Source organism: Curtobacterium sp. 9128, assembly GCF_007673775.1.
In the GTDB taxonomy this organism is placed as follows: domain Bacteria; phylum Actinomycetota; class Actinomycetes; order Actinomycetales; family Microbacteriaceae; genus Curtobacterium.
The window spans coordinates 41,166-62,423 of the sequence record NZ_VEAF01000003.1 but is presented as its reverse complement, the minus strand read 5'-3'; the positions used below and the strand labels follow the sequence as shown (position 1 = coordinate 62,423).

General features: G+C 70.9%; 27 protein-coding genes. 7 read left to right on the top strand and 20 right to left on the bottom strand.

Translation table 11 applies throughout. The features are described from left to right. Positions 1-84: 84 nt before the first annotated feature. The 8 genes from FS641_RS17990 to FS641_RS06560 all read right to left on the bottom strand — a co-directional run bounded on the left by FS641_RS17990 (position 85) and on the right by FS641_RS06560 (position 5,203). Positions 85-255, bottom strand: coding sequence for a hypothetical protein (locus FS641_RS17990; protein ID WP_186317614.1), 171 nt, complete (start codon positions 253-255; stop codon positions 85-87). Beyond that, positions 252-794: an isoprenylcysteine carboxylmethyltransferase family protein gene (locus FS641_RS06590; RefSeq protein WP_144761744.1), complete on the bottom strand. Its 543-nt coding sequence runs from the start codon at positions 792-794 to the stop codon at positions 252-254. The genes FS641_RS17990 and FS641_RS06590 overlap by 4 nt, the downstream gene beginning before the upstream one ends. 1 nt (position 795) lies before the next feature. Next, entirely contained in the window at positions 796-1,101 is a 306-nt protein-coding gene (locus tag FS641_RS06585; protein WP_144761741.1) for a hypothetical protein, read from the bottom strand. After that, on the bottom strand, positions 1,098-2,519 hold the full coding sequence (locus FS641_RS06580) for a hypothetical protein (protein WP_144761738.1): 1,422 nt from the start codon (positions 2,517-2,519) through the stop codon (positions 1,098-1,100). Before FS641_RS06580 ends, FS641_RS06585 begins: the two co-directional genes overlap by 4 nt. After that, positions 2,516-3,280: an ATP-binding cassette domain-containing protein gene (locus FS641_RS06575; protein WP_144761735.1), complete on the bottom strand. Its 765-nt coding sequence runs from the start codon at positions 3,278-3,280 to the stop codon at positions 2,516-2,518. Before FS641_RS06575 ends, FS641_RS06580 begins: the two co-directional genes overlap by 4 nt. Next, on the bottom strand, positions 3,277-4,197 hold the full coding sequence (locus FS641_RS17985) for a site-2 protease family protein (RefSeq protein ID WP_186317613.1): 921 nt from the start codon (positions 4,195-4,197) through the stop codon (positions 3,277-3,279). Before FS641_RS17985 ends, FS641_RS06575 begins: the two co-directional genes overlap by 4 nt. 2 nt (positions 4,198-4,199) lie before the next feature. Beyond that, positions 4,200-4,436, bottom strand: coding sequence for a hypothetical protein (locus FS641_RS06565; RefSeq protein WP_144761732.1), 237 nt, complete (start codon positions 4,434-4,436; stop codon positions 4,200-4,202). A gap of 188 nt (positions 4,437-4,624) precedes the next feature. After that, entirely contained in the window at positions 4,625-5,203 is a 579-nt protein-coding gene (locus FS641_RS06560; protein WP_260855715.1) for a TetR/AcrR family transcriptional regulator, read from the bottom strand. A gap of 81 nt (positions 5,204-5,284) precedes the next feature. Here FS641_RS06560 and FS641_RS06555 point away from each other — a divergent pair, with 81 nt between their 5' ends. After that, entirely contained in the window at positions 5,285-5,599 is a 315-nt protein-coding gene (locus FS641_RS06555) for a multidrug efflux SMR transporter (RefSeq protein WP_144761729.1), read from the top strand. A gap of 1 nt (position 5,600) precedes the next feature. Next, positions 5,601-5,972, top strand: coding sequence for a multidrug efflux SMR transporter (locus tag FS641_RS06550; RefSeq protein WP_144761726.1), 372 nt, complete (start codon positions 5,601-5,603; stop codon positions 5,970-5,972). A 138-nt stretch (positions 5,973-6,110) separates the two neighbouring features. Here the strand turns inward: FS641_RS06550 and FS641_RS06545 are convergent, their stop codons facing one another. Together FS641_RS06545 and FS641_RS18535 are read right to left on the bottom strand one after the other, a co-directional pair. Continuing rightward, complete coding sequence (locus FS641_RS06545) at positions 6,111-7,250, bottom strand: LLM class flavin-dependent oxidoreductase (RefSeq protein WP_144761723.1); 1,140 nt, start codon at positions 7,248-7,250, stop codon at positions 6,111-6,113. Between the two features lie 87 nt (positions 7,251-7,337). Then, positions 7,338-8,141: a phosphatase PAP2 family protein gene (locus FS641_RS18535; protein ID WP_186317612.1), complete on the bottom strand. Its 804-nt coding sequence runs from the start codon at positions 8,139-8,141 to the stop codon at positions 7,338-7,340. A gap of 361 nt (positions 8,142-8,502) precedes the next feature. Between FS641_RS18535 and FS641_RS17980 the strand changes: the two genes are divergently transcribed. Continuing rightward, positions 8,503-8,949: a DUF4383 domain-containing protein gene (locus FS641_RS17980; protein WP_186317611.1), complete on the top strand. Its 447-nt coding sequence runs from the start codon at positions 8,503-8,505 to the stop codon at positions 8,947-8,949. A 292-nt stretch (positions 8,950-9,241) separates the two neighbouring features. Here the strand turns inward: FS641_RS17980 and FS641_RS06530 are convergent, their stop codons facing one another. The 9 genes from FS641_RS06530 to FS641_RS06490 all read right to left on the bottom strand — a co-directional run bounded on the left by FS641_RS06530 (position 9,242) and on the right by FS641_RS06490 (position 17,511). Further along, positions 9,242-10,555 carry an ATP-dependent RecD-like DNA helicase gene (locus FS641_RS06530; protein WP_144761714.1) on the bottom strand — a complete coding sequence of 438 codons (1,314 nt, stop codon included), beginning with the start codon at positions 10,553-10,555 and terminating at the stop codon, positions 9,242-9,244. Next, entirely contained in the window at positions 10,552-12,645 is a 2,094-nt protein-coding gene (locus FS641_RS06525; RefSeq protein WP_144761711.1) for a cytochrome c oxidase assembly protein, read from the bottom strand. The genes FS641_RS06530 and FS641_RS06525 overlap by 4 nt, the downstream gene beginning before the upstream one ends. A 201-nt stretch (positions 12,646-12,846) precedes the next feature. Next, positions 12,847-13,134, bottom strand: a complete 288-nt coding sequence (locus FS641_RS06520) for an HU family DNA-binding protein (protein ID WP_071299873.1) — start codon at positions 13,132-13,134, stop codon at positions 12,847-12,849. A 275-nt stretch (positions 13,135-13,409) separates the two neighbouring features. Continuing rightward, positions 13,410-13,715 (bottom strand): 30S ribosomal protein S14, encoded by a 306-nt coding sequence (rpsN, locus tag FS641_RS06515; RefSeq protein ID WP_144761707.1) that lies wholly within the window; start codon positions 13,713-13,715, stop codon positions 13,410-13,412. Between the two features lie 2 nt (positions 13,716-13,717). Next, positions 13,718-13,888, bottom strand: coding sequence for a 50S ribosomal protein L33 (gene rpmG / locus FS641_RS06510; protein ID WP_056123557.1), 171 nt, complete (start codon positions 13,886-13,888; stop codon positions 13,718-13,720). Beyond that, positions 13,888-14,124, bottom strand: coding sequence for a 50S ribosomal protein L28 (rpmB, locus tag FS641_RS06505; protein ID WP_022903747.1), 237 nt, complete (start codon positions 14,122-14,124; stop codon positions 13,888-13,890). Before rpmB ends, rpmG begins: the two co-directional genes overlap by 1 nt. Positions 14,125-14,443: 319 nt before the next feature. After that, the gene (locus FS641_RS06500) at positions 14,444-15,307 is read right to left on the bottom strand and encodes a metal ABC transporter permease (RefSeq protein ID WP_144761704.1); all 864 of its coding nucleotides are present in this window, start codon (positions 15,305-15,307) and stop codon (positions 14,444-14,446) included. Beyond that, on the bottom strand, positions 15,307-16,143 hold the full coding sequence (locus FS641_RS06495) for a metal ABC transporter ATP-binding protein (RefSeq protein ID WP_144761701.1): 837 nt from the start codon (positions 16,141-16,143) through the stop codon (positions 15,307-15,309). The genes FS641_RS06500 and FS641_RS06495 overlap by 1 nt, the downstream gene beginning before the upstream one ends. Before the next feature lie 102 nt (positions 16,144-16,245). Next, positions 16,246-17,511, bottom strand: coding sequence for a PTS transporter subunit EIIC (locus tag FS641_RS06490; RefSeq protein WP_144761698.1), 1,266 nt, complete (start codon positions 17,509-17,511; stop codon positions 16,246-16,248). A gap of 177 nt (positions 17,512-17,688) precedes the next feature. Between FS641_RS06490 and FS641_RS06485 the strand changes: the two genes are divergently transcribed. After that, entirely contained in the window at positions 17,689-17,925 is a 237-nt protein-coding gene (locus FS641_RS06485; RefSeq protein WP_144761695.1) for a PTS transporter subunit EIIB, read from the top strand. Beyond that, the gene (locus FS641_RS06480) at positions 17,922-18,374 is read left to right on the top strand and encodes a PTS glucose transporter subunit IIA (RefSeq protein WP_144761692.1); all 453 of its coding nucleotides are present in this window, start codon (positions 17,922-17,924) and stop codon (positions 18,372-18,374) included. The genes FS641_RS06485 and FS641_RS06480 overlap by 4 nt, the downstream gene beginning before the upstream one ends. 112 nt (positions 18,375-18,486) lie before the next feature. On the opposite strand, the gene FS641_RS06475 is transcribed toward FS641_RS06480, so the two are convergent. Continuing rightward, the gene (locus FS641_RS06475) at positions 18,487-19,281 is read right to left on the bottom strand and encodes a GntR family transcriptional regulator (RefSeq protein ID WP_260855714.1); all 795 of its coding nucleotides are present in this window, start codon (positions 19,279-19,281) and stop codon (positions 18,487-18,489) included. Between the two features lie 75 nt (positions 19,282-19,356). Here FS641_RS06475 and FS641_RS06470 point away from each other — a divergent pair, with 75 nt between their 5' ends. Continuing rightward, entirely contained in the window at positions 19,357-19,983 is a 627-nt protein-coding gene (locus FS641_RS06470; protein ID WP_144761689.1) for a response regulator transcription factor, read from the top strand. Next, the gene (locus tag FS641_RS06465; protein WP_144761686.1) at positions 19,976-21,160 is read left to right on the top strand and encodes a sensor histidine kinase; all 1,185 of its coding nucleotides are present in this window, start codon (positions 19,976-19,978) and stop codon (positions 21,158-21,160) included. The genes FS641_RS06470 and FS641_RS06465 overlap by 8 nt, the downstream gene beginning before the upstream one ends. Positions 21,161-21,258: the final 98 nt, after the last annotated feature.

Here is a 21,258-nt window from a genome sequence, read left to right as displayed (position 1 = left end):
TGTCCTGCTGGCGGAGCGCGAGCGCGTGGGTGAGGCGCCGGAGCGGCGCGACCGCTCGGTCTGGTCGCGGGGATGGACGTGCGGTCAGGTGGCGTAGAGCCACGCGCCGACGAGGCCGGAGAACGTGAGGAGGGCGACCGGGAGCACGGCGGAGTACAGCCTCCTGCGTGATCGACGGGCCGAGAACGCCCGAGCACACTTCAGGTCGTCGACGTCGAGCGACGACGGAACCCCGTGCGGGACCCGCGGCGTCACAGCAGCCCCGGTACGAGCCGCCACGGCGTCCGGCGCGAGTAGGCCCGGTACGCGTCTCCGTAGTCGGACACCAACAGCTGCTCCTCGACGCGGATCCGGTGCAGCGCACCGCCGACGACCGGCAGGACGAAGAGCGCTCCGAGCCAACAGCCCGGGAGCAGCGTCACGCCCACCAGGTACAGGATGAGGGCCGAGTAGCCAGGATGGCGCACCCACCGGTACGGACCGGCCGTCACCGGCTCCCGGCCGTTGTTTCCCGTCGACGGCGTCAGCTGGAAGCGCGCACGGAGCGTGCGCATCGCAGCGACACGGCCGAGGAGGCCCACGACGACGAACACGGCTCCGAGGGCACTCGCGGCTGCCGTCGATGACTGCACGACCATCGCGACCATCGCGGAACCGGTCGCCGCGAGCACGGTCGACGACTGCATGAGGCGGTCCGTCAGCACGGCTCGTGGAGTCCGCGTCCCGCTCCGCGTCGGGCGGCAGAGCACCTCGAGGACAGCACCGAGCAGCAGCGCGAGTGCCCAGAGCACCATGTCACCTCCTCGCTCGCGGGAGGATGAAACACCCGATCGTCAACGCCGTCGAGACCGCGAACGTGATCCCGAGCGCGACCACCGTGCCCCAGAGGACGTGCACTCCTTGCCGCCCGGAGGTCCGGAACGACTCGAACAGCGGGAGTCCGAGCACTGTCGCTCGGAAGGACGCGTCCGCCGTGGCGTCGTGTGCCTGCTCCGAGACGCTCAGGAACGAGCCTCCCAGGAGCACGACCAGAGCGCCCCACGTCACCACGTTGGCGACGCCGGACACCAGCACCGCGCGTCGCACACTTCTCGTACTCATCGTCTCCTCCTCTTCTTCAGGCCGTACCAACGGAACTGCTCGGACACCGCGGCCACGGCGATCGCAGCGACGACGGCGACGGGCGAGACCAGCATCAGTGCTGACGGCTCCGTCGCCGTCGCCATCGCACCGCTCCCCGCGCCCACTGCGATCGCCGTCGGACCGGCCGCGAGCGCGTGGCCGAACGCATCGCTGTTCGGGATCACCACGAGTGCCGCACCGGCGACCGCCACGGAAGCGCCGACGGTGATGGCAGCGACTCCGTCGAGGACGCTCGCCAGGGTCGACGACCTCGCCAGCACGATCGCGAAGGGCGAAGCGACCAGGCCGAACGCCACGAACCCGAGTACCCCCTGCCCCGCCCCGAACGCCGGAGCGGAGAGGCCGGCCGACCGTGCGGGAGGACAGCGCCGGTGCATCGTTCCCCGAACGGCTCGGACCGGGATCGACGCCAGGACCGCAACGAGCACGGTGGCTGCGGGGAGCGCGGCTTCCCGGGTGACGGACGGGACCACGCACGTGGTGATCGAGATGGCCGCGACCAGGACCAGCGCGATGGCGCCGTTGGCGACGAGGGTCACATCCCGCGATGCATGGATGCCTTCGCCCACCAGTCGCCCGAATCGACCGCTTCCGTTCCAGGGTCGCCGCACGCGGTCACCCGCTGAACTCCGGCTCGTCCGGGCGGCGAGGACGAGGAACACGACGCCGCAGGTCCCGAGAGTTCCGCAGACGGCCCACGTCGCCATCCGGACGCTGCCGGAAGCGACGTCGTGGAAGAGTCCGGGGAGCCCGAGCAGCCCGGACCAGCGGACGTCCTCGACGAGCGACCGGACCGCGCACCAGATCTCGACCGCGACGGCGGCTGCCCAGGCGAGGATCCCCACCGGGATCCGGACCTCGTCCCATCGCGGTCCGCGCAGGCACGCCGCGACGAGGAACTGCGTCGCACCCATGACTCCGAGCCCGACTCCGAACGACGCGACGGCCAGGCCGACTGCGGTCGGCGCTCCGAGGCCACATCCGACCAGGAGCGCGACGCCCGGCGCGAGCGCGAGCAACGTGCCTCCGCCCCGGACGAACGACATCGGCACGCCGATCAGCAGGCGCGCGGTCCGGGGTTCCACCGGCAGCCCGTCGAGTACGCGGGCCACGCTGTTGCGCCGGTCGCGTGCGAGTTCGGCTGCGACGACGACCACTCCGGCTGCCACGAACTCGAGGACGACCGCCGTCAGCCGGAGGAGGTCCTGGGTCAGCGGCGCAGCGGCGGCTCCTTCGGCCCACGCTCGCCGACAGACCACGGCCACGACGACCACGAAGGCTGCTCCCGCCCCTCCGGCCACAGCGAGGTCGTGCCGCGCTGCAGCAGCGGGCATCAGGGTGCGCGCCATGTGCCGTGCCGTCCAGGTGAAGATCATCGGCGGCCTCCTCGTGCGCGCGCCCGCTCGAGTGTGACCTGCACCAGCGCCTCGACCTCGTCGACCTGTCCGCGGTGCGGCACGACGTGGTCGAGGAGCACCGCGCCGTCGTGCAGCACTGCGACACGGTCAGCCAGTCGCCCAGCGAGTCCGAGGTCGTGTCCGGACGCGATCACCGTCGCACCGGAGTCCCGGAGTTCCGCGAGGAGTGCCTCGAGTGCGCGGGCTGCGATGAAGTCGAGTCCGATGAAGGGCTCGTCGAGGATCAGGAGGTCCGGGTCGGCAGCGACCGCCGAGATGATCTGCGCCTTCCTGGCGGTTCCCAACGACAACGACCTGAGCGGCGCGCGCGAACCGAGCGGGAAGTCGAGCCGCACTGCGAGGTCGGAAGCGCGCCTCGTGAAGGTCGACCGTGTCGACCCGCCGGCTCGCTCCCGGACGAGCGCGCAGTAGTTCCAGTACTCCCCCGCGGTGAACCCCGGCATGCAGTCGTCCCGCGAATCGCTGACGTAGGCGACGTCGAGTCGCGCGGCCGGCGAGCGGTCCAGGAGGGATCTCCCTGCCCAGAGCGACGTGCCGCCGGTCATGTGCGGGTTGAGCCCGATGAGCGCGCGGAGGAACGTGCTCTTGCCGGATCCGTTGGTGCCGACCAGCGCCACGAACTCGCCGGGATCGACACGCAGGGACGTGCTGGCGAGCGAGAAGTCCCGGTACTGGACCGTCAGGTCCTCCACGGTCAATCCGTCCTGGAACCGGGTCATGCGGACCTCCGGAAGATCAAACGGCCGTCCGCGGCCCACGGCACGGATGCGCACAGGTGCCCTGCCGCGATGACGATGATCGCGCCGACCGAGCCGATGGACACCGGATCGGCGAAGACGGAAGCCACGTTCCAGCGTGCGAGCCCGAAGACGACCGCGAGTGCCGACCCGCACACCGCGAGCCCTGCGAGGGGGCCGGCGGCACCGACCACCACCTCCTGGAGACGGCTGCGCGCGGTGAAGGAGACGGCAACGGCGCCACGGCGAGCGACGACGAGCATCCCGCTGACTCCGCACATGCGGGCAACGAGCAGATGTGCGAGCTCGTGGGCCGAAGCAGACAGCAGGAACGTCACCCCGACCGAGGACGACAGCAGGTGCACCATCGCGACTCGGTACCAGGCCGCGTCGGCAGGGAGTGGTGACAGGACCGAGACCGAACCGGCGGCGATGACGCCTCCGACGACGATGATCCACACGATCAGCGCGTGTGCTTCGACGACGGCTCGGACGACGTTGCCGACCGAGGGCGCGTAGGCGCGGGAGGACCGGAGGAGCCGGCCGAACTCGATCGGCCTCGTCACCATCGCGAGGGTCCGGGCCGGCACCGTGAGCACGCGGTCGAGGAGTTCGCGGCCGAAGGAGGAGCTCACCGACACCAGCCCGTACGTCGACAGGCTCCGGATGAACGCGTCCAGCTCCCGTTCGACCGCTCCTCGCGGAACCCCGGTGTCGCGAGCGGATCGCTGCGCCACGTACGGCAGGGGGACCGGTTCCGTCAGCATCCCGAGGACACGCGCCGCGTCCTCGTTCACGGGGAGTCCGGGACGACCGGGTCGCACGAGGCTCCCGTCCCGGAGGGCGACCCCTGGGTTGAGCCACACGTCGACGTCCCACCCCAGGGGCCGATCGGGCACTGTCAGCACCCGCTACCGAAGTACTTCTGGACGGCATCGATGCAGGCACCGACGGATCGGGCATCGCAGACCGAGCAGATGTGGGCGACGACGCCGACTGCGAGTCCGAGGATGGCGGCCACCGCAGCGGCGATCGCCCAGTTGGCCTCGCGCGGCGGAGCGTCGAGGAAGTCGACCCGCGGCGCGAACCGACCCGTCGAACCGGCGACGGTCATGCTGATGGCTTCTGTGTTCGTCATTGTCGTGCCCCTTCGATCTGAGGAGACCGCGGCAGTGCGGTCGAGAAGCACGTTAGGGGAGGTGAAACATCAGATGCAAGGCAGCTTTCCGGTATACGAACAGACTGGAATATCGACCGTCGACGACGACCGCGCACCCGTTCGGTAAGCCCGCACAGCCGCTCGGAGCGGCGCGAGCGGGGCGCGCATCAGTGCGCCGCGAGCGCCGCCACGTGCCGGTCGAGCAGGTCGATCGCCCAGCTCGCGTCGCCGCCCGGATCGAGTCGGACCACGTGCAGCGCCAGCCCGTCGACGAGCGCGTGCAACCGCCGGATCTCGACCTCCAGGTCGGCCGCCGGGACACCGACCGCGTCGAGGATGCGCGCACACCACCGCCGCATCTCCTCGACGACCCGGTCGTGGATCGGCCGGAGCTCCGGGTCGGTCAACGCCGCGGTGCCGAGGGCCAGGTAGACGTCGAGCTCGATGCGCCGTTCCTCGTCGAGCGGGAGCAGCTCGACGAGGACCGCGTGGGCGAAGTCCGTGCCCGTCAGGTGTGCGGGGAGCGCGTCGATCCGCGCTGCCGTGCCGTCGAACACCAGGGTCAGCGCGTGCTCGCGGACGCTCGCCTGCGTGGGGAACGTGTACCGCACGGTGCTCGGGGCGAGTCCCGCCTCGGCCGCGACGTTCCGCACGCTGAGCGCGCCGAGGCCGTCCCGTGCCAGGACGCGGCACGCCGCCTCGGACACGGTGCGACGGCGCTCTTCGAGGTCGATGCTGCGCGTCACCCGGTCATTGTGGCACGACTGTACGAACTCGTGCTAGAACAGAGGTTGTCGCACACTCGTGCGACTCTCGGAGGAGGCACGATGACCTGGGTGGTCCTGATCCTGTCCGGGGTGCTCGAAGCGGTGTGGGCCACCGCGCTCGGCATGTCGAACGGCTTCAAGAAGGTGGTGCCGACGATCGTCTTCGTCCTCGGCATGGCCGCGAGCATGGCCGGGCTGGCGTTCGCGATGACCGCGATCCCCGTCGGCACGGCCTACGCGGTGTGGGTCGGCATCGGTGCGTCCCTGACCGTGCTCGTCGCGATCGCCAGGCGACAGGAGGCCGCGTCCGTCGGTCGTGTCGCGCTCGTCCTCGGCCTCGTCGCGTGCGTGGTCGGCCTCAAGGTGGTGAGCTGAGGTGGCATGGGTCGTGCTGTTCGTCAGCGCCGCACTCGAGACGGTCTGGGCGACGGCACTCGGCCAGAGCCAGGGGTTCACCCGGCTCGGACCGACGCTCGTCTTCGCCGCCACGATCGTCGTCAGCCTCGTGGCCTTCGGGTACGTGCTCCGGCACATCCCGATCAGCACCGCCTACGCAGTCTGGACGGGGACGGGCGCGGCCCTCACCGTGCTGTGGGGCATGGCGACCGGCGACGAGCCGGTGACGGTCCTCCGCGTGGTGTTCATCGCGGGGATCGTCGGCTGCGTGGTCGGGCTGAAGCTCCTGCCTGCGAAGCCGGTCGAGCCTCCGCGTGCCGTCGTCCCCACCGCCGTGTCGGACCGCGCGTAGGGACCGGAAGCACGCCGAGACGGACGGGAGGTGGGCCCCTCCAGCCGGTACCGGCGCGACGCGCCAGCGGCGGGCCGGCCGTGCCTGGAGGGACGGTGCCAGCTGGCACCGGGCCTCCCGTCCGGCAGCTGGTCCGGACTAGACCGACGCGCCCGTGAACTCGTCGACCGCGGCGACGTGGTCACTGCCGGCCGTCCCGGCGAGCCGTGCCGCCGCGACGCGCTCGGCGTGGCTCGGCGGGTTCGACGGCACGTTCGCCGGGCGCCCCTCGTCGTTGATCGTGCGGAGCGCGGGGACGATCTCCTCGGCCAGGATGTCGATCTGCTCGAGCACCGTCTTGAGCGGCAGCCCGGCGTGGTCGACGAGGAAGAGCTGGCGCTGGTAGTGCCCGACGCTGTCCTTCATCGCGGCGTACCGGTCGATCACCTGCTGCGGCGACCCGACGGTGAGCGGCGTCTGGGCGGCGAAGTCCTCCATCGAGGGACCGTGTCCGTAGACCGGGGCGTTGTCGAAGTAGGGGCGGAACTCGTCGACGGCGTCCTGCGAGTTCTTCCGGGCGAAGAACTGCCCGCCGAGCCCGACGATCGCCTGGTCGGCTGCGCCGTGACCGTAGTGCTCGAAGCGCTGCCGGTAGAGGCCGACCATCTGTGCGGTGTGCTGGATCGGCCAGAAGATGTTGTTGTGGAAGAAGCCGTCGCCGTAGTACGCGGCCTGCTCGGCGATCTCCGGGGTGCGGATGGAGCCGTGCCAGACGAAGGGTGCGACGCCGTCGAGGGGACGCGGGGTCGACGTGAAGCCCTGCAGCGGCGTGCGGAACTTCCCCTGCCAGTTCACGACCTCGTTCTCCCAGAGCTGGCGGACGAGCGCGTAGTTCTCGATCGCCAGGTTCACGCCCTGCCGGATGTCCTGCCCGAACCACGGGTAGACCGGGCCGGTGTTGCCACGGCCCATCATGAGGTCCATACGACCGTCGGAGATGACCTGGAGCATCGCGTACTCCTCGGCGATGCGCACGGGGTCGTTCGTCGTGATCAGGGTGGTCGAGGTGGACAGCGTGATCTGCTTCGTGCGGCCGGCGAGGTACCCGAGCATCGTCGTCGGCGAGGACGCGACGAACGGCGGGTTGTGGTGCTCGCCGGTGGCGAAGACGTCGAGGCCGGCCTGGTCGGCGTGCTCGGCGATGGTCATGATGTCGCGGACGCGCTGCGTGTCGTCCGGGGTGGAACCGGTGGTGGGGTCGGTCGTGACGTCACTGACCGTGAAGATGCCGAACTGCATGGTGTCGCCTTCCGTGAGATCAATGCGTTTGCATCGAACTACCGGGTACAACGTACCGCACCCGGGGCATTCCCGCGAGTGCTCGGCTCAGACGGGTGCCGGGATCCCGCTCGTGTCCGTCGTGCGGGCCACGTGGTGCATGCCGTCCGCCAGCCACACCGCGGTCACCGTGAGCAGCACACTCGCCGACGACGCCATGCGCCCGGCGACGAGCATCGCCTCGTGGTCGCCCGCGCTGCCCCTGGACACGGCCACGACCACCGCCGCGACGCCCACGGCCGCGACCACACCCGTCGCCACCAGCAGGACGGCCGTCACGACCCGACGCGGTCCACGTCGGCCGTCCCGGTCACCCCGGGCACCCCGGTCGACCCGGGGTCCGACCGCGCGGACGATCCCCAGCCAGAACAACGCCACCGCGCACGCCCCGACGATGTCGCTCACGCGGTGCCAGCCGTACACCACCGTCTGGTTGGCGACGAAGACCGCGTAGGCCGCGCCGATGACGAGCACGATCGACCGGAAGCGGCGGGGGGTGACCATGAGCACCGCGAAGAGCGCGGCCATCGCGATCGTCGCGTGCCCGGACGGGAACGAGTTCGGTGTCGTCGACCCGGCTATCTGCGGGCGCACAGCGAGGTCTTTGAGTACCGTGGAGGTGCTCGCCGAGGCGAGGACCACGACGCCAGCCGCCAGTCCGACGGCGAGCCGCCTCCGTGCGAACGCCACGGCAGCGATCACCACCACGAGCAGCAGGATCACCGGGACCGAGATGACGTTGAGCGCGGTGTCCGACCCGAACAGGTCGCTCGACCGGACACCGCCGAGTGCGGAGTCCTCGACCCGCTGCCCCAACGGCGTCAACACGGCGACCGCATAGACGGAAGGCACGATCACGAACCCCAGAGCCGCCAACACAGCCCACCGCATCCGACGTGAGACGCTCGGTCCGCGCCCGTCCTCGCGCGGGTCGGGAGCGGTGCGCTCCGGCGTGCGGGTCACGGGGATCGTCCTCCTCGGGGTCGTCGTCGCGGGTCTGGTCGTCCGCCTCGTCGCGGCACTCCGGCCGGGTCGGGACACCGGTCGATCGACCGATCACCGATTGGGTCGGTCGGGGTCGGACACGATACCGTTGGCGGGCCGGTCGAATGCTGGGAAGCAGGCACCGATCGGCCTGTTCCGGCAGGGTGTCCGCACCGCGCCGCAGGAGTCAGCCACGACGGACCTCGTGGCGCAAGCAGAGGAGACCGAAGTGGCCGTCAAGGAACCGAGCATCATCGCATCGCCGAACCGCGCCCTCGCGCTGACCGTCGGTACGCTGCTCGCCATCTGGGGCGTCCTCGGGTTCTTCTTCGCCGGCGACGCCGGCCACGCGTTCTTCGGGGACAAGGGCGGCATGCTCTGGGACTCCTTCTCCGTGAACCCGGCCCTGGCCTTCCTGTGGACGATCCTCGCGGCCGCGTTCTTCATCGTCGGCCTCGGCAACACGATCGGCTCCCGCAACGTCAACCGCTTCGTCGGCGTCGTGCTCGTCGTGCTCGCGGTGTACGGCTTCGTGTTCTCGGGCACCTCGGCGAACGTCTTCGCGCTGAACACCACCGACAACGTCTTCAACGCCATCGTCGGTGTCGTCCTGCTCCTCACCGGGCTCGGCGCCGACCGGCAGAACATCCGCGCACTGCGCGCTTCCAACGCCTGACCGGGGTGCGCTCGCGCGCCTGAGTTGGGCTGGGCTGACAGGGTGCGCTCGCGCTCCTGGGTCGGGTGCGCTCGCGCTCCTGGGTCGGGTGCGCTCGCGCTCCTGGGTCGACTCGGAACGACGGGGTCGATGTCGTACGACATCGACCCCGTCGTTCGTTGCGTGTGCAAGTGGCCGGCCGGACTCGGAACGACATCGGCGTTGTCGTACGACAGCGACGATGTCGTTCCGAGTCGGGCGCCGTCCAAGCACACACGCGCACGCACGCACACACGCGCGCACCCGCGCGCGCTCAGGCCTCGGGGCTGCTCTCGCCCGTCGCGGCCTCGAGCTGCGTGGCGACGATCCGCGGCGCCTCGGACATGAAGCGCCGGACGTCGAGGTCCACGATGATGTCCTGCGGCCGCAGCGGCCGACTGAGGTACAGCCCGTCCAGTGAGGTCAACCGCGACAGCGCGACGTAGGTCTGTCCCGCGCTGAACACCCGGTTGCCGAGGTCGATGACGGCACGGTCGTACGTGCTGCCCTGCGACTTGTGGATCGTGACGGCCCAGGCCAGGCGCAGGGGGAACTGCTGGAACTCCCCGACGGTGTCCTTCTTGAGTTCCTTCTTGTCGGCGTCGTAGGAGTACTTGAACTTCTCCCAGACGGACGGCTGGACCTCGAAGGACTCCCCGTCGACGTCGACCCACACGGTGTCCCGGATGGTCTGGACGATGCCGAGCGTGCCGTTCACCCAGCGCTGGTCCGGGTCGTTGCGCAGGAACATCACGTGCGCGCCGGGCTTCAGCTCGAGGGCTTCGTCGGCGGGGAAGTTCCGACCACCGAAGTCGCCGTTGACGTCGGCCCGTGCGGTCTTCGTCCGGCCGGGGAGCCGGTCGAGCGCGGCCTTGTTGATCTTCGCCACGGTGTCGTTCCGCGTCGCCAACGTGATCGCGTCCTCCGGGGCCGGCCGCGCTCCGGCTTCGTTGAGCCGGTTCGCGATGTCCGCCGTGACCCGCCCGTGCCGAACAGCGGTGAGCATCGCGGCGAAGGCGTCGTCGCGCTGCCGGTGCACGGTCGCGAGCTCGATGATGTTGAGCTCGGCCTCGAGCCACACCTTCGCGTCGAAGAACCACAGTGACCGGTAGTGGTCGGTGAAGTAGGCGCGCTCGTCGGCGTCGCCGGGCACCGGAGGGAGCTGGTACGGGTCGCCGAACATCACCACCTGCACGCCGCCGAACGCCTCGAACTGCCGCCCGCGCGCCTTCCGCAACGACCGGTCCATCGCGTCGAGCAGGTCCGCGTTGACCATCGAGACCTCGTCGATGACCAGCGTGTCGACGGTGTTGAGCAGCTTGCGGGTGTCGGGGCCCTGCCGGAGCTCGGTGTCGGCGATCAGGCCGATCGGCAGTCGGAAGAGCGAGTGGATCGTCTGCCCGCCGACGTTCAGCGCGGCGACGCCGGTGGGGGCGCAGATGACGACCTGCTTCTCGGTGTTCCAGGACAGGTGGTTCAGCAGCGTCGACTTGCCGGTGCCGGCACGACCGGTGATGAACACGTGGTCGCGCGTCGACTCGATGTACTCGAAGACGGCCCGCTGCTCGGTGCTCAGCTCGACGCTCACGGGCTGCTCGTCTCGGAGTCCGCACTGACCTCGTCGAAGTCGTCGTCCGGCACCGCCGGCCGAGTGCCGGTCCGACGGGGCCCGCCGCCGGCAGCAGCGGGACGAGCACCCCCGACCGCAGACACACGAGCAGCACCAGGTGCCCCAGCATCAACACCGGCACCGGCACCCGCGCCCGCACCCGCTCCGGCTCCGGCTCCGGCTCCGGCACGGTCCTGACGCACCCGCACCAGCCCCACGACGACCACCGCGACGAGCAGCAGCACCCCGGCGACGACGAGCACGACGCCCCCGCGTGCCTGGTCGACCAGCGGGAGCGGCCCCCACGTGCGTCCCATCGCCCCGAACCACGACGCCTGCAGCAGCCCGAGCGGCCCCTGCATCGCGACGCCGAGCGACACGAGCCCGGCGGCCACGACGACGCCGCCGACGATCCGGACGAGGAACGCCGGGACGGAGGCCGTTCGCGCACCGGCCGCCACGGGCGTGCAGAGCGTCGGCAGCGCGAGGAGCCCGACGAGCAGGAAGACGACGTCCGTCACCGTGCGGCCGATCGGGTCCGAGGCGGACCACCGGAGCGCCTGCGTGTCGTAGAACGCCCACCAGATGGCCGCCAGGAGCAGGAACGCCGGGAACGGCTGCACGAGGTACCGCACCGCGGCGTTGTCGACGAGCACGCCGGTCCACTCGCGGACCCCGGTGCTGTCGTCGTCGCGCGGCAGGACCGCCGCGCGGATGAGCTGCACCGGCGCCGCCACCCAGGCGAGTGCCGGCACGACGAGCCCGAGCAGCACGTGGGCGCCGACGTTCGCGGAGACGAGGAACCGGTCGTAGTCGTGCAGCGAGCCGGACGTCGCGACCACCAGGCAGACGACGGCGATCGCCGCCGCCACCGTCCGCCGGACCGGCCACCGCACGCCGCGACGACGCAGCCGGACGACCCCGGCAGCGTAGGTCGCCGCGAGCAGGACGGCGGCCATCAGCCAGAACAGGTCGATGTTCCACGCCGTCAGCCACCCCCACGGCCCGGGGGCGTGCGGGAGCAGGTCGTCGGTGAGGAGTTCCGCCGGTGTCGGGTTCGTCGTCTTGCTGAGCGCGATCTGGTCGACCGGGGGCGCCGTCCGCCCGAGCGCGGCGGCGAACCCGGACGCGACCCCCATCACCGCGAGCTCCACCACGACGAGGGTCCAGAAGGGGCGGGACCGTGCGGGGTCGGCGACGAGGTCCGTGATGGTCCGTCGCCGCTGCACGACGCCGAGGACGCCCATCGCGACGATCGCACCGACCTTCACGAGGATCAGGACACCGTACGGGGAGAACAGGTTCGTCAGCGCCCCGACCCGGATCTGCGCGGAGGCGACGCCGGACACCGCGACGAGGACGAAGCAGCCGAGGGCGATGCTGGAGTACCGTCCGACGACGGCCGCCAGTCGGTCACCGGGGACGAGCCCGCGGACGAGCACCAGCATGAGGAGTCCGCCGACCCAGAGCGCGGCACCGACGAGGTGCAGGCCGAGGGCCGTGACCGCTGCATCGTGACTCGCGGTGCCGGAAGCGTGCCCCTGCTGCGCGAGGGGGATGAGGCCGATCATCGCGACGCCCGTGGTGAGTGCGACCATGCCGCGGGACCGGACGGCGAAGCACAGCACCGTCACCGCCGCGGCGACGAGCACCGTCACCAGCCACGCGAGGCCGAGGTCGGTGCCGGTGAGGAACACCCCCATCGACTGCCCGAACTGCTCGTCGAGGCTGACCTTCGACCCGGCGACGCTGAGGAACGTGAAGAACGTCGTGACGGCGGAGGCTACCGTCCACACGCCGGCGGACGCGGCGGCCACGTCGACGGCGCGGTTCCACTCCGGAGCGCTCCGGGACAGTCCGACGGTCGCGAGCGCGAGCCCGCCGATCGTCGCCGCGGCCGACAGGTCGACGAACACCCGAGCGATCGGGAGCCCGAACCGCACGGCCGCGCCCGGGTCCGCGATGAGCGCAGGCGTCGCTCCCCCGCCGATCACGAGCGCCACGAGGAGCGCGACGAACGCGACCAGCACGAGCACGGCTGGGCCGCTGACGCGCGCGATCCGGTTCACCAGGACAGCCTACGGGCGAGCCCCACCGCCGACAGAATCGATCCCCGCACCTGTGGACGAGACCGCGACGCCCACAGGAACGACGAGCCGGCGCAGACTGACGACGTGACGACGCCCACCGGCAACGACGAGACCGCCGTGCCCACACCGGGAACGACGAAGGGGACGGCATGACGCCGTCCCCTTCGTGCCGGAGCAGTCCTACTTGACCGCTGCCTTGAGCTTCGAGCCGGCGCTGACCTTGACCGAGTCGCTCGCGGCGATCTCGATGGCCTCGCCGGTCTGCGGGTTGCGGCCGGTGCGGGCGGCACGGTGCGTCTTCTCGAAGGCGATCCACCCGGGGATGGTGACCTTCGTGCCGTCGGCCACGGAGCCCGAGACGACGCTGAAGAGGGCGTCGACGACGCCGTTGACGGTGGCCTGGCTCTGGCCGGACTCCTGCGCGACGGCAGCGACGAGCTCGGTGCGGTTCAGTGACTTGTCAGCCATTGGGTGTCCTCCTCGGACTTCTTGCGTATCGGTCGGGCGCACGTGGCACCCGGTGCCCTGAGCGGTTGCCCCGGGCGGGCGGACCAGCAGGCCGAGGGCCCGTGGAACCGGGTTGAACCTACCAGCCGGCCCGGGCGAAACCTGCCGACTCGCCCGGATTTCCGGGGTTGTCGAGGTGCCGGAGCGACAGATGTTGCTGATGTGACGAACATGTCCCCCGAAATGACGGACGCCCCGTCACCGGTACAGGTGACGGGGCGTCCGGGAAGCGGTGCTTACCAGGAGCTCTTCGTGATGCCGGGGAGCTCGCCACGGTGCGCCATGTCGCGGAACCGGACACGGCTGATGCCGAACTCACCGAGGTGGCCACGGGGGCGACCGTCGATGGCGTCGCGGTTGCGGTAGCGGATGGGCGAGGCGTCGCGGGGGAGCTTCTGCAGCCCCACGCGAGCGGCCTCACGCGACTCGTCCGTGCCGTTCGGGTCCACGAGGGCCTTCTTCAGCTCGAGACGACGCTCGGCGTAGCGCGCGATGACCTCGGCGCGCTGGTTGTTCTTCGCGATCTTGCTCTTCTTCGCCATGCTTAGCGCTCCTCACGGAAGTCGACGTGCTTGCGGACCACCGGGTCGTACTTCTTCAGCACGAGACGGTCCGGGTTGTTGCGACGGTTCTTCTTGGTCACGTAGGTGAACCCGGTGCCCGCCGTGGAGCGGAGCTTGATGATCGGACGGACGTCCTGACCCTTCTTGGCCATCAGATCTTCTCCCCACGGGCCAGGAGGTCCTTGACGACGGACTCGATGCCGCGTGCGTCGATGACCTTGATGCCCTTCGCGCTGAGCGTGAGCGTGACGTTACGACGAAGCGAGGGCACGTAGTACGTCTTCTTCTGCACGTTCGGGTCGAAGCGACGCTTCGTCCGGCGGTGCGAGTGCGAGATGTTGTGTCCGAAGCCGGGGGTGGCTCCGGTCACCTGGCACACTGCTGCCATGGTTTCCTCCTGATGGTTACCGTGCGGCCGATCGGCCACACCCAAGGTCACTTGCCTGGCACGCACGCGCACGACCACCGGACGGTGGAGTGCGAGGGGGGTGTGCGTGCCGCCCACCCGGTCCGCGGCGGTCGCGACGGACGGAGGGCTGAACAACGGGTCCGTGCAGGCACGGACCAGCCACCAACACTACGGGAGGTCCGGGCGTGTCGCAAGTCGGACCGGCGGCCGGTCTCGGCCTGCGGCACGACTCGGCCTGGAGGCACGGCTCGGCCTGGCGGGGCCTCGTCACCTCAGCACGGGCCGGACCTGCGCCCGGTCAGGCCGTCGTCGCAGCCGGAGCGTGGTCGCGACGTCGACGGCGCGGTCCGACGACGCGGCACACCACCCAGATCGCGAACGAGATGCTCGTCACGTAGGGGCTGATCGGCAGGCCGCCGCCGAGTGCGAGCAGGATGCCCCCGACGACGGACACGACCGCGAAGACCGTGCTCAGCACCGGCACCAGGACGGGGTGCACGGTGAGGCGGAGCGCGGCGGCGGCCGGCGTGACCAGCAGCGACAGCACGAGGAGGGCGCCGACGATCTGCACGGACACCGCGGTCGCCAGTCCGAGCAGCAGCATGAAGACGAGCGCGAGCGTGCGCACCGGGACCCCGGCCGCTGCGGCGACGTCGGGGTCGACGGACGCGAACATCAGCGGGCGCCAGATCACCAGCAGGGCGGCGACGACGATCGCGCAGACGATGACGAGGGACAGCAGCTGCGGCTGGTCCACGGAGACGATCTGGCCTGTGAGCAGGCCGAACTTGTTCGCCGCGCGCCCCTGGTAGAGCGCGAGGCAGAGGATGCCGAGCCCCAACCCGAACGGCATGAGGACGGCGATGATCGAGTTCCGGTCCCGCGCCCGCGAGCCGAGCAGCCCGATGAGCACCGCCGCGACGACGGACCCGACGAGCGACCCGGTCACGACGTCGACGCCGACCAGCAGTGCCCCGCTCGCCCCGGCGAAGGAGAGCTCGCTGATGCCGTGCACGGCGAACGGCAGGTTCCGGGCGACGACGAACGGGCCGATGAGCCCGCCGACGATGCCGAGGACGGCCCCGGCGATGATCGAGTTCCGCACGAGCGCGAGGAGCTCGCCGTAGTCCTGGAACGAGAAGACGGTCGACCAGATGTCCATCAGATGGCCTCTCCGACGGCGGCGGTGCGGTGCTCGTGGGCGTCGTTCGCACCGACGATGACGATGCGCCCCATCGTCCGGACGACGTCGACGGGCGTGCCGTACAGGTCGCTCAACACGTCGGCGCGCAGCACCTCGTCCGGTGCGCCGATGCGGAACCGGCCACCGGCGATGTAGAGGACCCGGTCGACGACGTCGAGGATCGGGTTGACGTCGTGCGTGACGAAGAGCACCGCGGCACCGCGCTCCCGCCGCTGCCGGTCGATGAGCTCGGTGACGCCCCGCTGGTGCCGGAGGTCGAGGGAGATGAGCGGTTCGTCGCAGAGGAGCAGCGCCGGGTCGGCGGCGATCGCCTGGCCGACGCGGGTGCGCTGCTGCTCGCCGCCGGACAGTTCGGCGACGGGGGCGTCGGCGAAGGCCGTTGCGCCGACCTCGTCCACGATGCGGTCGATGCGCTCGCGTTCCGCCTTGCGCTCCGGGCGGATGCCCCAGCGGGAGCCGGTGACGCCCTGCGCGATCATGTCGCGGGCCCGGAGCGGCGTACCGGCCTCGAGGAGGCGCTGCTGCGGGACGTACCCGATCCTCCGGTGCCCGCGTCGGACCGGCTGGCCGAGGAAGGCCATCGTGCCGCTCGTGAGCCGTTGCTGACCGAGCACGGTGCGGAGGAGGCTCGTCTTGCCCGCACCGTTCGGTCCGAGCACGGCGAGGAACTCGCCGGGGGCGACGTCGAGGTCGAGTCCGGACCACAGCCTCCTGGATCCGTAGGCGAGACCGGCGTCCCGGAGCGCGAGCACGACCGACTCGTCGGTGCTGCGTCGATCGTCTCCTGCTGCCACGACAGGCCATTCTCCTCTCTCCGGCGCCGGCACCGCGCCAGGACGCACGAGGGGCACGACACCGTGCGCGGTGCCGTGCCCCTCGTCGCGGACCGGGCGGCGTCAGGCCTTGGTGGCCGCGTCGATCGTGTTCTCGGCGATCGTGTCCTCCTCGCGACCCGGCGTCCGGAGGTTCCACTTCCGGATGACCCAGCCGAACAGGAAGTAGTAGATCACCGCGTACCCGAGGCCGATCGGGATGAGCCAGATCGCCCCGTCGGCCTTGCCGAAGTTCAGCACGTAGTCGATCGCGCCGGCCGAGAACGAGAAGCCGTCGTGGATGCCGAGCGCGTTCACGAGGGCCAGCGAGGTGCCGGTGAGCAGCGCGTGGATGATGTAGAGCGGGAACGCCACGAACATGAACGAGTACTCGAGCGGCTCGGTGATGCCCGTCACGAACGAGGTGAGCGCGGCGGAGAGCATTATGCCACCGACGAGCTTGCGGTTCTGCGGCTTGGCGTTGCGCCAGATCGCCAGCGCACCGGCCGGGAGCGCGAACATCATGATCGGGAAGAACCCGGTCTGGAAGATGCCGGCGGTCGGGTCCCCCGCGAGGAAGCGGGCGATGTCACCGTGGTAGGTCACACCACCGGTCGTGAAGCTGCCGAGCTGGAACCACGGGAAGAAGTTGAGCAGCTGGTGCAGCCCGATCGGGATGAGCATGCGGTTCACGAAACCGAAGATCCCGCCGCCGATGACGGCGTTGTCCGCCACCGCCTGGCCGGCAGCCGTCAGGGCGATGTCGAAGTAGCGGTACACGAAGGACATCAGCACGGCGATGACCAGACCGGCGACGGCGGTGAGGATCGGCACGAGGCGACGACCGGAGAAGAAGCCGAGGAAGTCGGGCATCTTCGTGCGGTGGAACCGCTGCCAGAGCCACGCGGAGACGAGCCCCATCACGATGCCGCCGAGGACACCGAAGTTGATCGTCGCCTGCGCGCCGTTCGCGTCCTTGACGCCCGCGAGGACGATCGGCGACATCGCCGCGAACACCTGGTACATGACCATGTAGCCGACCACCGCGGCGAGCGCCGTGGTGCCGTCGGACTTCTTCGCCCAGCCGATCGCGATGCCGACGGCGAACAGGAGCGGCAGCCACGTGAACACGCCGTTGCCGGCGGCCGCGATGATCGTCGCACCCTTCTCGAAGCCGGGGATCGCGCCGAGCATGTCGGACTGGCCGAGTCGGAGGAGGATGCCCGCGGCGGGCATCACGGCGATCGGCAGGAGCAGGCTCCGACCGAGTCGCTGGGCGTTCGCGAAGAGCCGGCTCTGCTTCTTCGGCGTCTTCTTCTCCGGCACTTCCGTGGCAGTGGTGGCGCTCATCGCAAGTTCCTCTCGTCATCGGGTGGAGCTGTCGGGGTGGGTTGAGTCGTCCGGCTGGCGCAGGTAGCCTCGGCTTGTCGCCAGGCCCGGTCCTGTCCGGTCATGACCAGTACGTAGTGTCGATGACCGTGCACGACCTGTCAACCTGGACGCGCACCCGCAACGAGGAGGAAACAGATGGCCGACATCAAGGCAGCCGACATCATCGCCGCGCTCGGCGGCGCCGACAACATCGAAGAGGTCGAGGGCTGCATCACGCGCCTCCGCGTCGAGGTCGAGGACGGTGACCTCGTCGACAAGGGCGCGCTGCAGGCCGCAGGCGCCCAGGCCGTCGTCGGTGGCGGCACCGGGTGGCAGGTCATCGTCGGCCCGATCGCGGACAACCTCGCGCAGGACATCCAGGACGAACTGTGACGGCGGTCCGGACGCCGTTCGCGGGTCCGGTCGTCGCGCTCGCCGAGGTGCCGGACCCGGTGTTCGCCGGCCAGCTCGTCGGTGCCGGCGTCGCGGTCGACCCGTCGTCCTCCGACGTCGCGGTGACCGCGGTGGCCCCGGTCGACGGCGTGATCGTCAAGCTGCACCCGCACGCGTTCGCGCTGCAGGGTGCTGCGGGGACGGACCTCCTCGTGCACGTCGGCATCGACACGGTGAAGATGGCCGGCGAGGGCTTCGAGCTCCTCGCCGCCGAGGGGGACACGGTCGCGGCCGGCGACCCCGTCGTGCGCTTCACCCCGGCGACGATCATCGCCGCCGGCTACTCGCCGGTGTGTCCCGTGGTCGTGCTCGGCTCCGCGCCGGACTCCGTCGCGCAGGACGCCGTCGGCACCACGGTCGCCAACGGGGACACCCTCTTCCGGGTCTGACCACCCGCCGATCGCACGGCCCTGGCGACACGTCACGCGTCCACGCACGCGTGGACCGTCGCCAGGGCCGTGACGTCGTCGAGCGGCGGCGGACCAGGTGTGCCGCCCGCGCCTACCGCGGCGGCTGGGTCGCCGTGACCTCCATCTGCACGCGGTAGCGGTCCGAGCGGTACCAGCTCCGCGTGTGCTCGACCGGCCGCTCCCCCGCGTACGACACCCGGTCGAACTCGAGGACGGGAGCGCCGGTCCGCGTGCCGAGCAGCGTCGCGACGTCGTCCGCCGCCGGGTTCGCCGCGACGGTCTGCTGCGCGCGGTCGATCGGCGTGCCGTACTCCGACGCGATGAGCGAGTAGACCGAGCCGGACAGGTCGTGGTCGAGGAGCCCGGGGAACGCGTCCGCGACGAGCCACGCGTCGTCGATCGACACCGGCGCTCCGTCGGCCATGCGCAGCCGCTTCAGGTGGTACGCCGTGTCGGACTCCCCCAGCCGCAGCGCTGCGACGGTGTCGGCCGGCGGCACCCGCTCCTCGCGCACGAGGACGACGGTCGTCGGGGCGTGCCCCATCGCCCGCATCTCCTCGGTGAACGACGCCAGGTGCAGCGTCGACTGCACGGGCCGGTGCGCCACGAAGGTGCCCTTGCCGCGGACCCGCTCCAGGTAGCCCTCGTTGACGAGCTGCCCGAGCGCCTCCCGCACCGTGATCCGCGAGACGCCGTACTCCGCGATGAGCTGGCGTTCCGACGGGATCGCAGCCCCCGGGGCGAGCCGGACGGTGGCGAGGTCGAGCAGGATCCGGCGCAGCTGCTGGTGCTTCGGTTCCGCGCCCTCGGTGATGCGGCTCGTCATCGCTCTCTCGTGCTCCGTTGCGGTCGGGAAGTGGTCGGCCCGGTGGTCCTGTGCGGACATGACCAGTTCCTTCACAGTAGCGATTGCTGAGCGGGACGTCGATGTGCCGTCGAGGAGCCATGCCAGGATGTGGCCGTGATCTCCGTGGTGATCGTCGACGACGAGGCGTTGGTCCGGTACGGCTTCGAGCTCATCCTCGGCGCGGCACCGGACATCGAGGTGGTCGCGACGACCTCCGACGTGGACGCGATGACCGTCGTCACGGCGCACGCCCCCGACGTGGTGCTGCTGGACGTCCGCATGCCGCAGGTCGACGGACTCGACCTGCTCGGTTCGATCACGGCCCTCCCGGACCCGCCGGCGGTCGCGATGCTCACGACGTTCGACGCCGCCGAGCACCTCGGCCGGGCGATGGAGCTCGGCGCCGCGGGCTTCCTGCTCAAGGACACCGACCCCGAGGGCCTGGCCCAGTACGTGAGAGTCCTGGCAGCCGGCGGAGTCGTGCTGGCGTCCGAACTCGACCGCGCGCGGCTGTTCGCGCCGTCGGTCGCCGCGGCCGAGGTGCCGCCGATGACCGACCGGGAGCGCACGGTCCTCCAGCTGGTCGCCGACGGCGTCAGCAACCCGGAGATCGCCGCGCGCATCGGCGTCAGCCACGGCACCGTCAAGGAGGACGTCCGCGCCCTCCTCGCCGCCTTCGGCGTCACCAGTCGCGTCCAGCTCGCACTCCGTGCGGCGGCGGCGGGACTGCTCCGTGCGTAGGTCGGGCCTCGGCCGGCTGCTCGCCACGACGGACAGGAGGCTCGACCACGTCGTCGACGCCGGCTTCACCTGGCTCCGTGGTCACCGTCCACCGTGGTGGCTGGTCGACGCGTTCTTCGTCGCGGCCGCGGTCGGGGACGCCGTGCTCGACATCACGGGTGCGACGACCTTCGAGACGTCGATGTCGCTCCTCGCCGCCGCGGCACTGCTGGTGCGTCGACGGCTGCCGGTGACGGCGTTCGCGCTCACCGTGCCCGGGCTGTTCATCGGCTCGGCGGTCGTCGCGTCGGTGGTGGCCCTGTTCACGATCGGGCAGCGCACCGAACGGCGGTGGGTGATGCTGCTCGCCGCGGTCGTCGAGTTCGTCGGCTTCGGCGGGTTCGTCGGTCCTCCGCAGAACCTCGAGGACGTCATCGTCTCGATCATCTACGCCCTGATCTTCGCGGTCGGCCCGCTGTCCGTCGGCCTGCTCGCCCAGACCCGGCACCGCCTCACCGAGCGGCTCGTCGAACGCGACACCGCCCGCGCCGAGGAACGGCGACAGGCCGCCGCCGTGGCGCTCTCCCGCGAGCGAGCGCTGCTGGCGCGGGAGATGCACGACGTCGTGTCGCACCAGGTGACGCTCATCGCCGTGCAGGCCGGCGCCATGCAGATGGCCGGCCGCGACGACGCCGAGCGCGGCTTCGCCCGGACGATCCGACAGCTCTGCGTCGTGACGCTGCAGGAGCTGCGGGAGATGGTCCAGGTGCTCCGTGCCGCCGGGGGCACCGACCGGCAGCTCGCCCCGCAGCCGGTGCTGGCCGACCTCGACCGGCTGGTCGCGGCGTCCGGGCTCGACACCGCGGTCGCCGTCGACCTGCCTGAGTCGCTCGCGCAGCCCGTCCAGCGCGCCGTCTACCGGTTCGTGCAGGAAGCCCTGACGAACGTCCGGAAGCACGCCCCCGGGGCCTCGGTCCGCGTGACGGGCGAGGTCGTCGACGGCGTCGTCGCCGTCCGCGTCGCGAACGGCCCGCCGGCGTCCGCGCGGCTCGAGCTGCCCGGCTCCGGCCTCGGCCTCATCGGGCTCGGCGAACGCGCGTCCCTGCTCGGCGGCTCGCTCGAGGCCAGCGAGACCCCCGACGGCGGCTTCGTCCTGGACCTCCGCCTGCCCGTCGAACACCTGCCGGTGGCCCGATGACCCTCGTCGCACCGTGCCGGGCCCCGTCCGTCGGCCACCGATCGATGGCCGACCGGCCATCCGGGTTCACTCCTGTGGTCGATGTCCTGCGGCCGCCG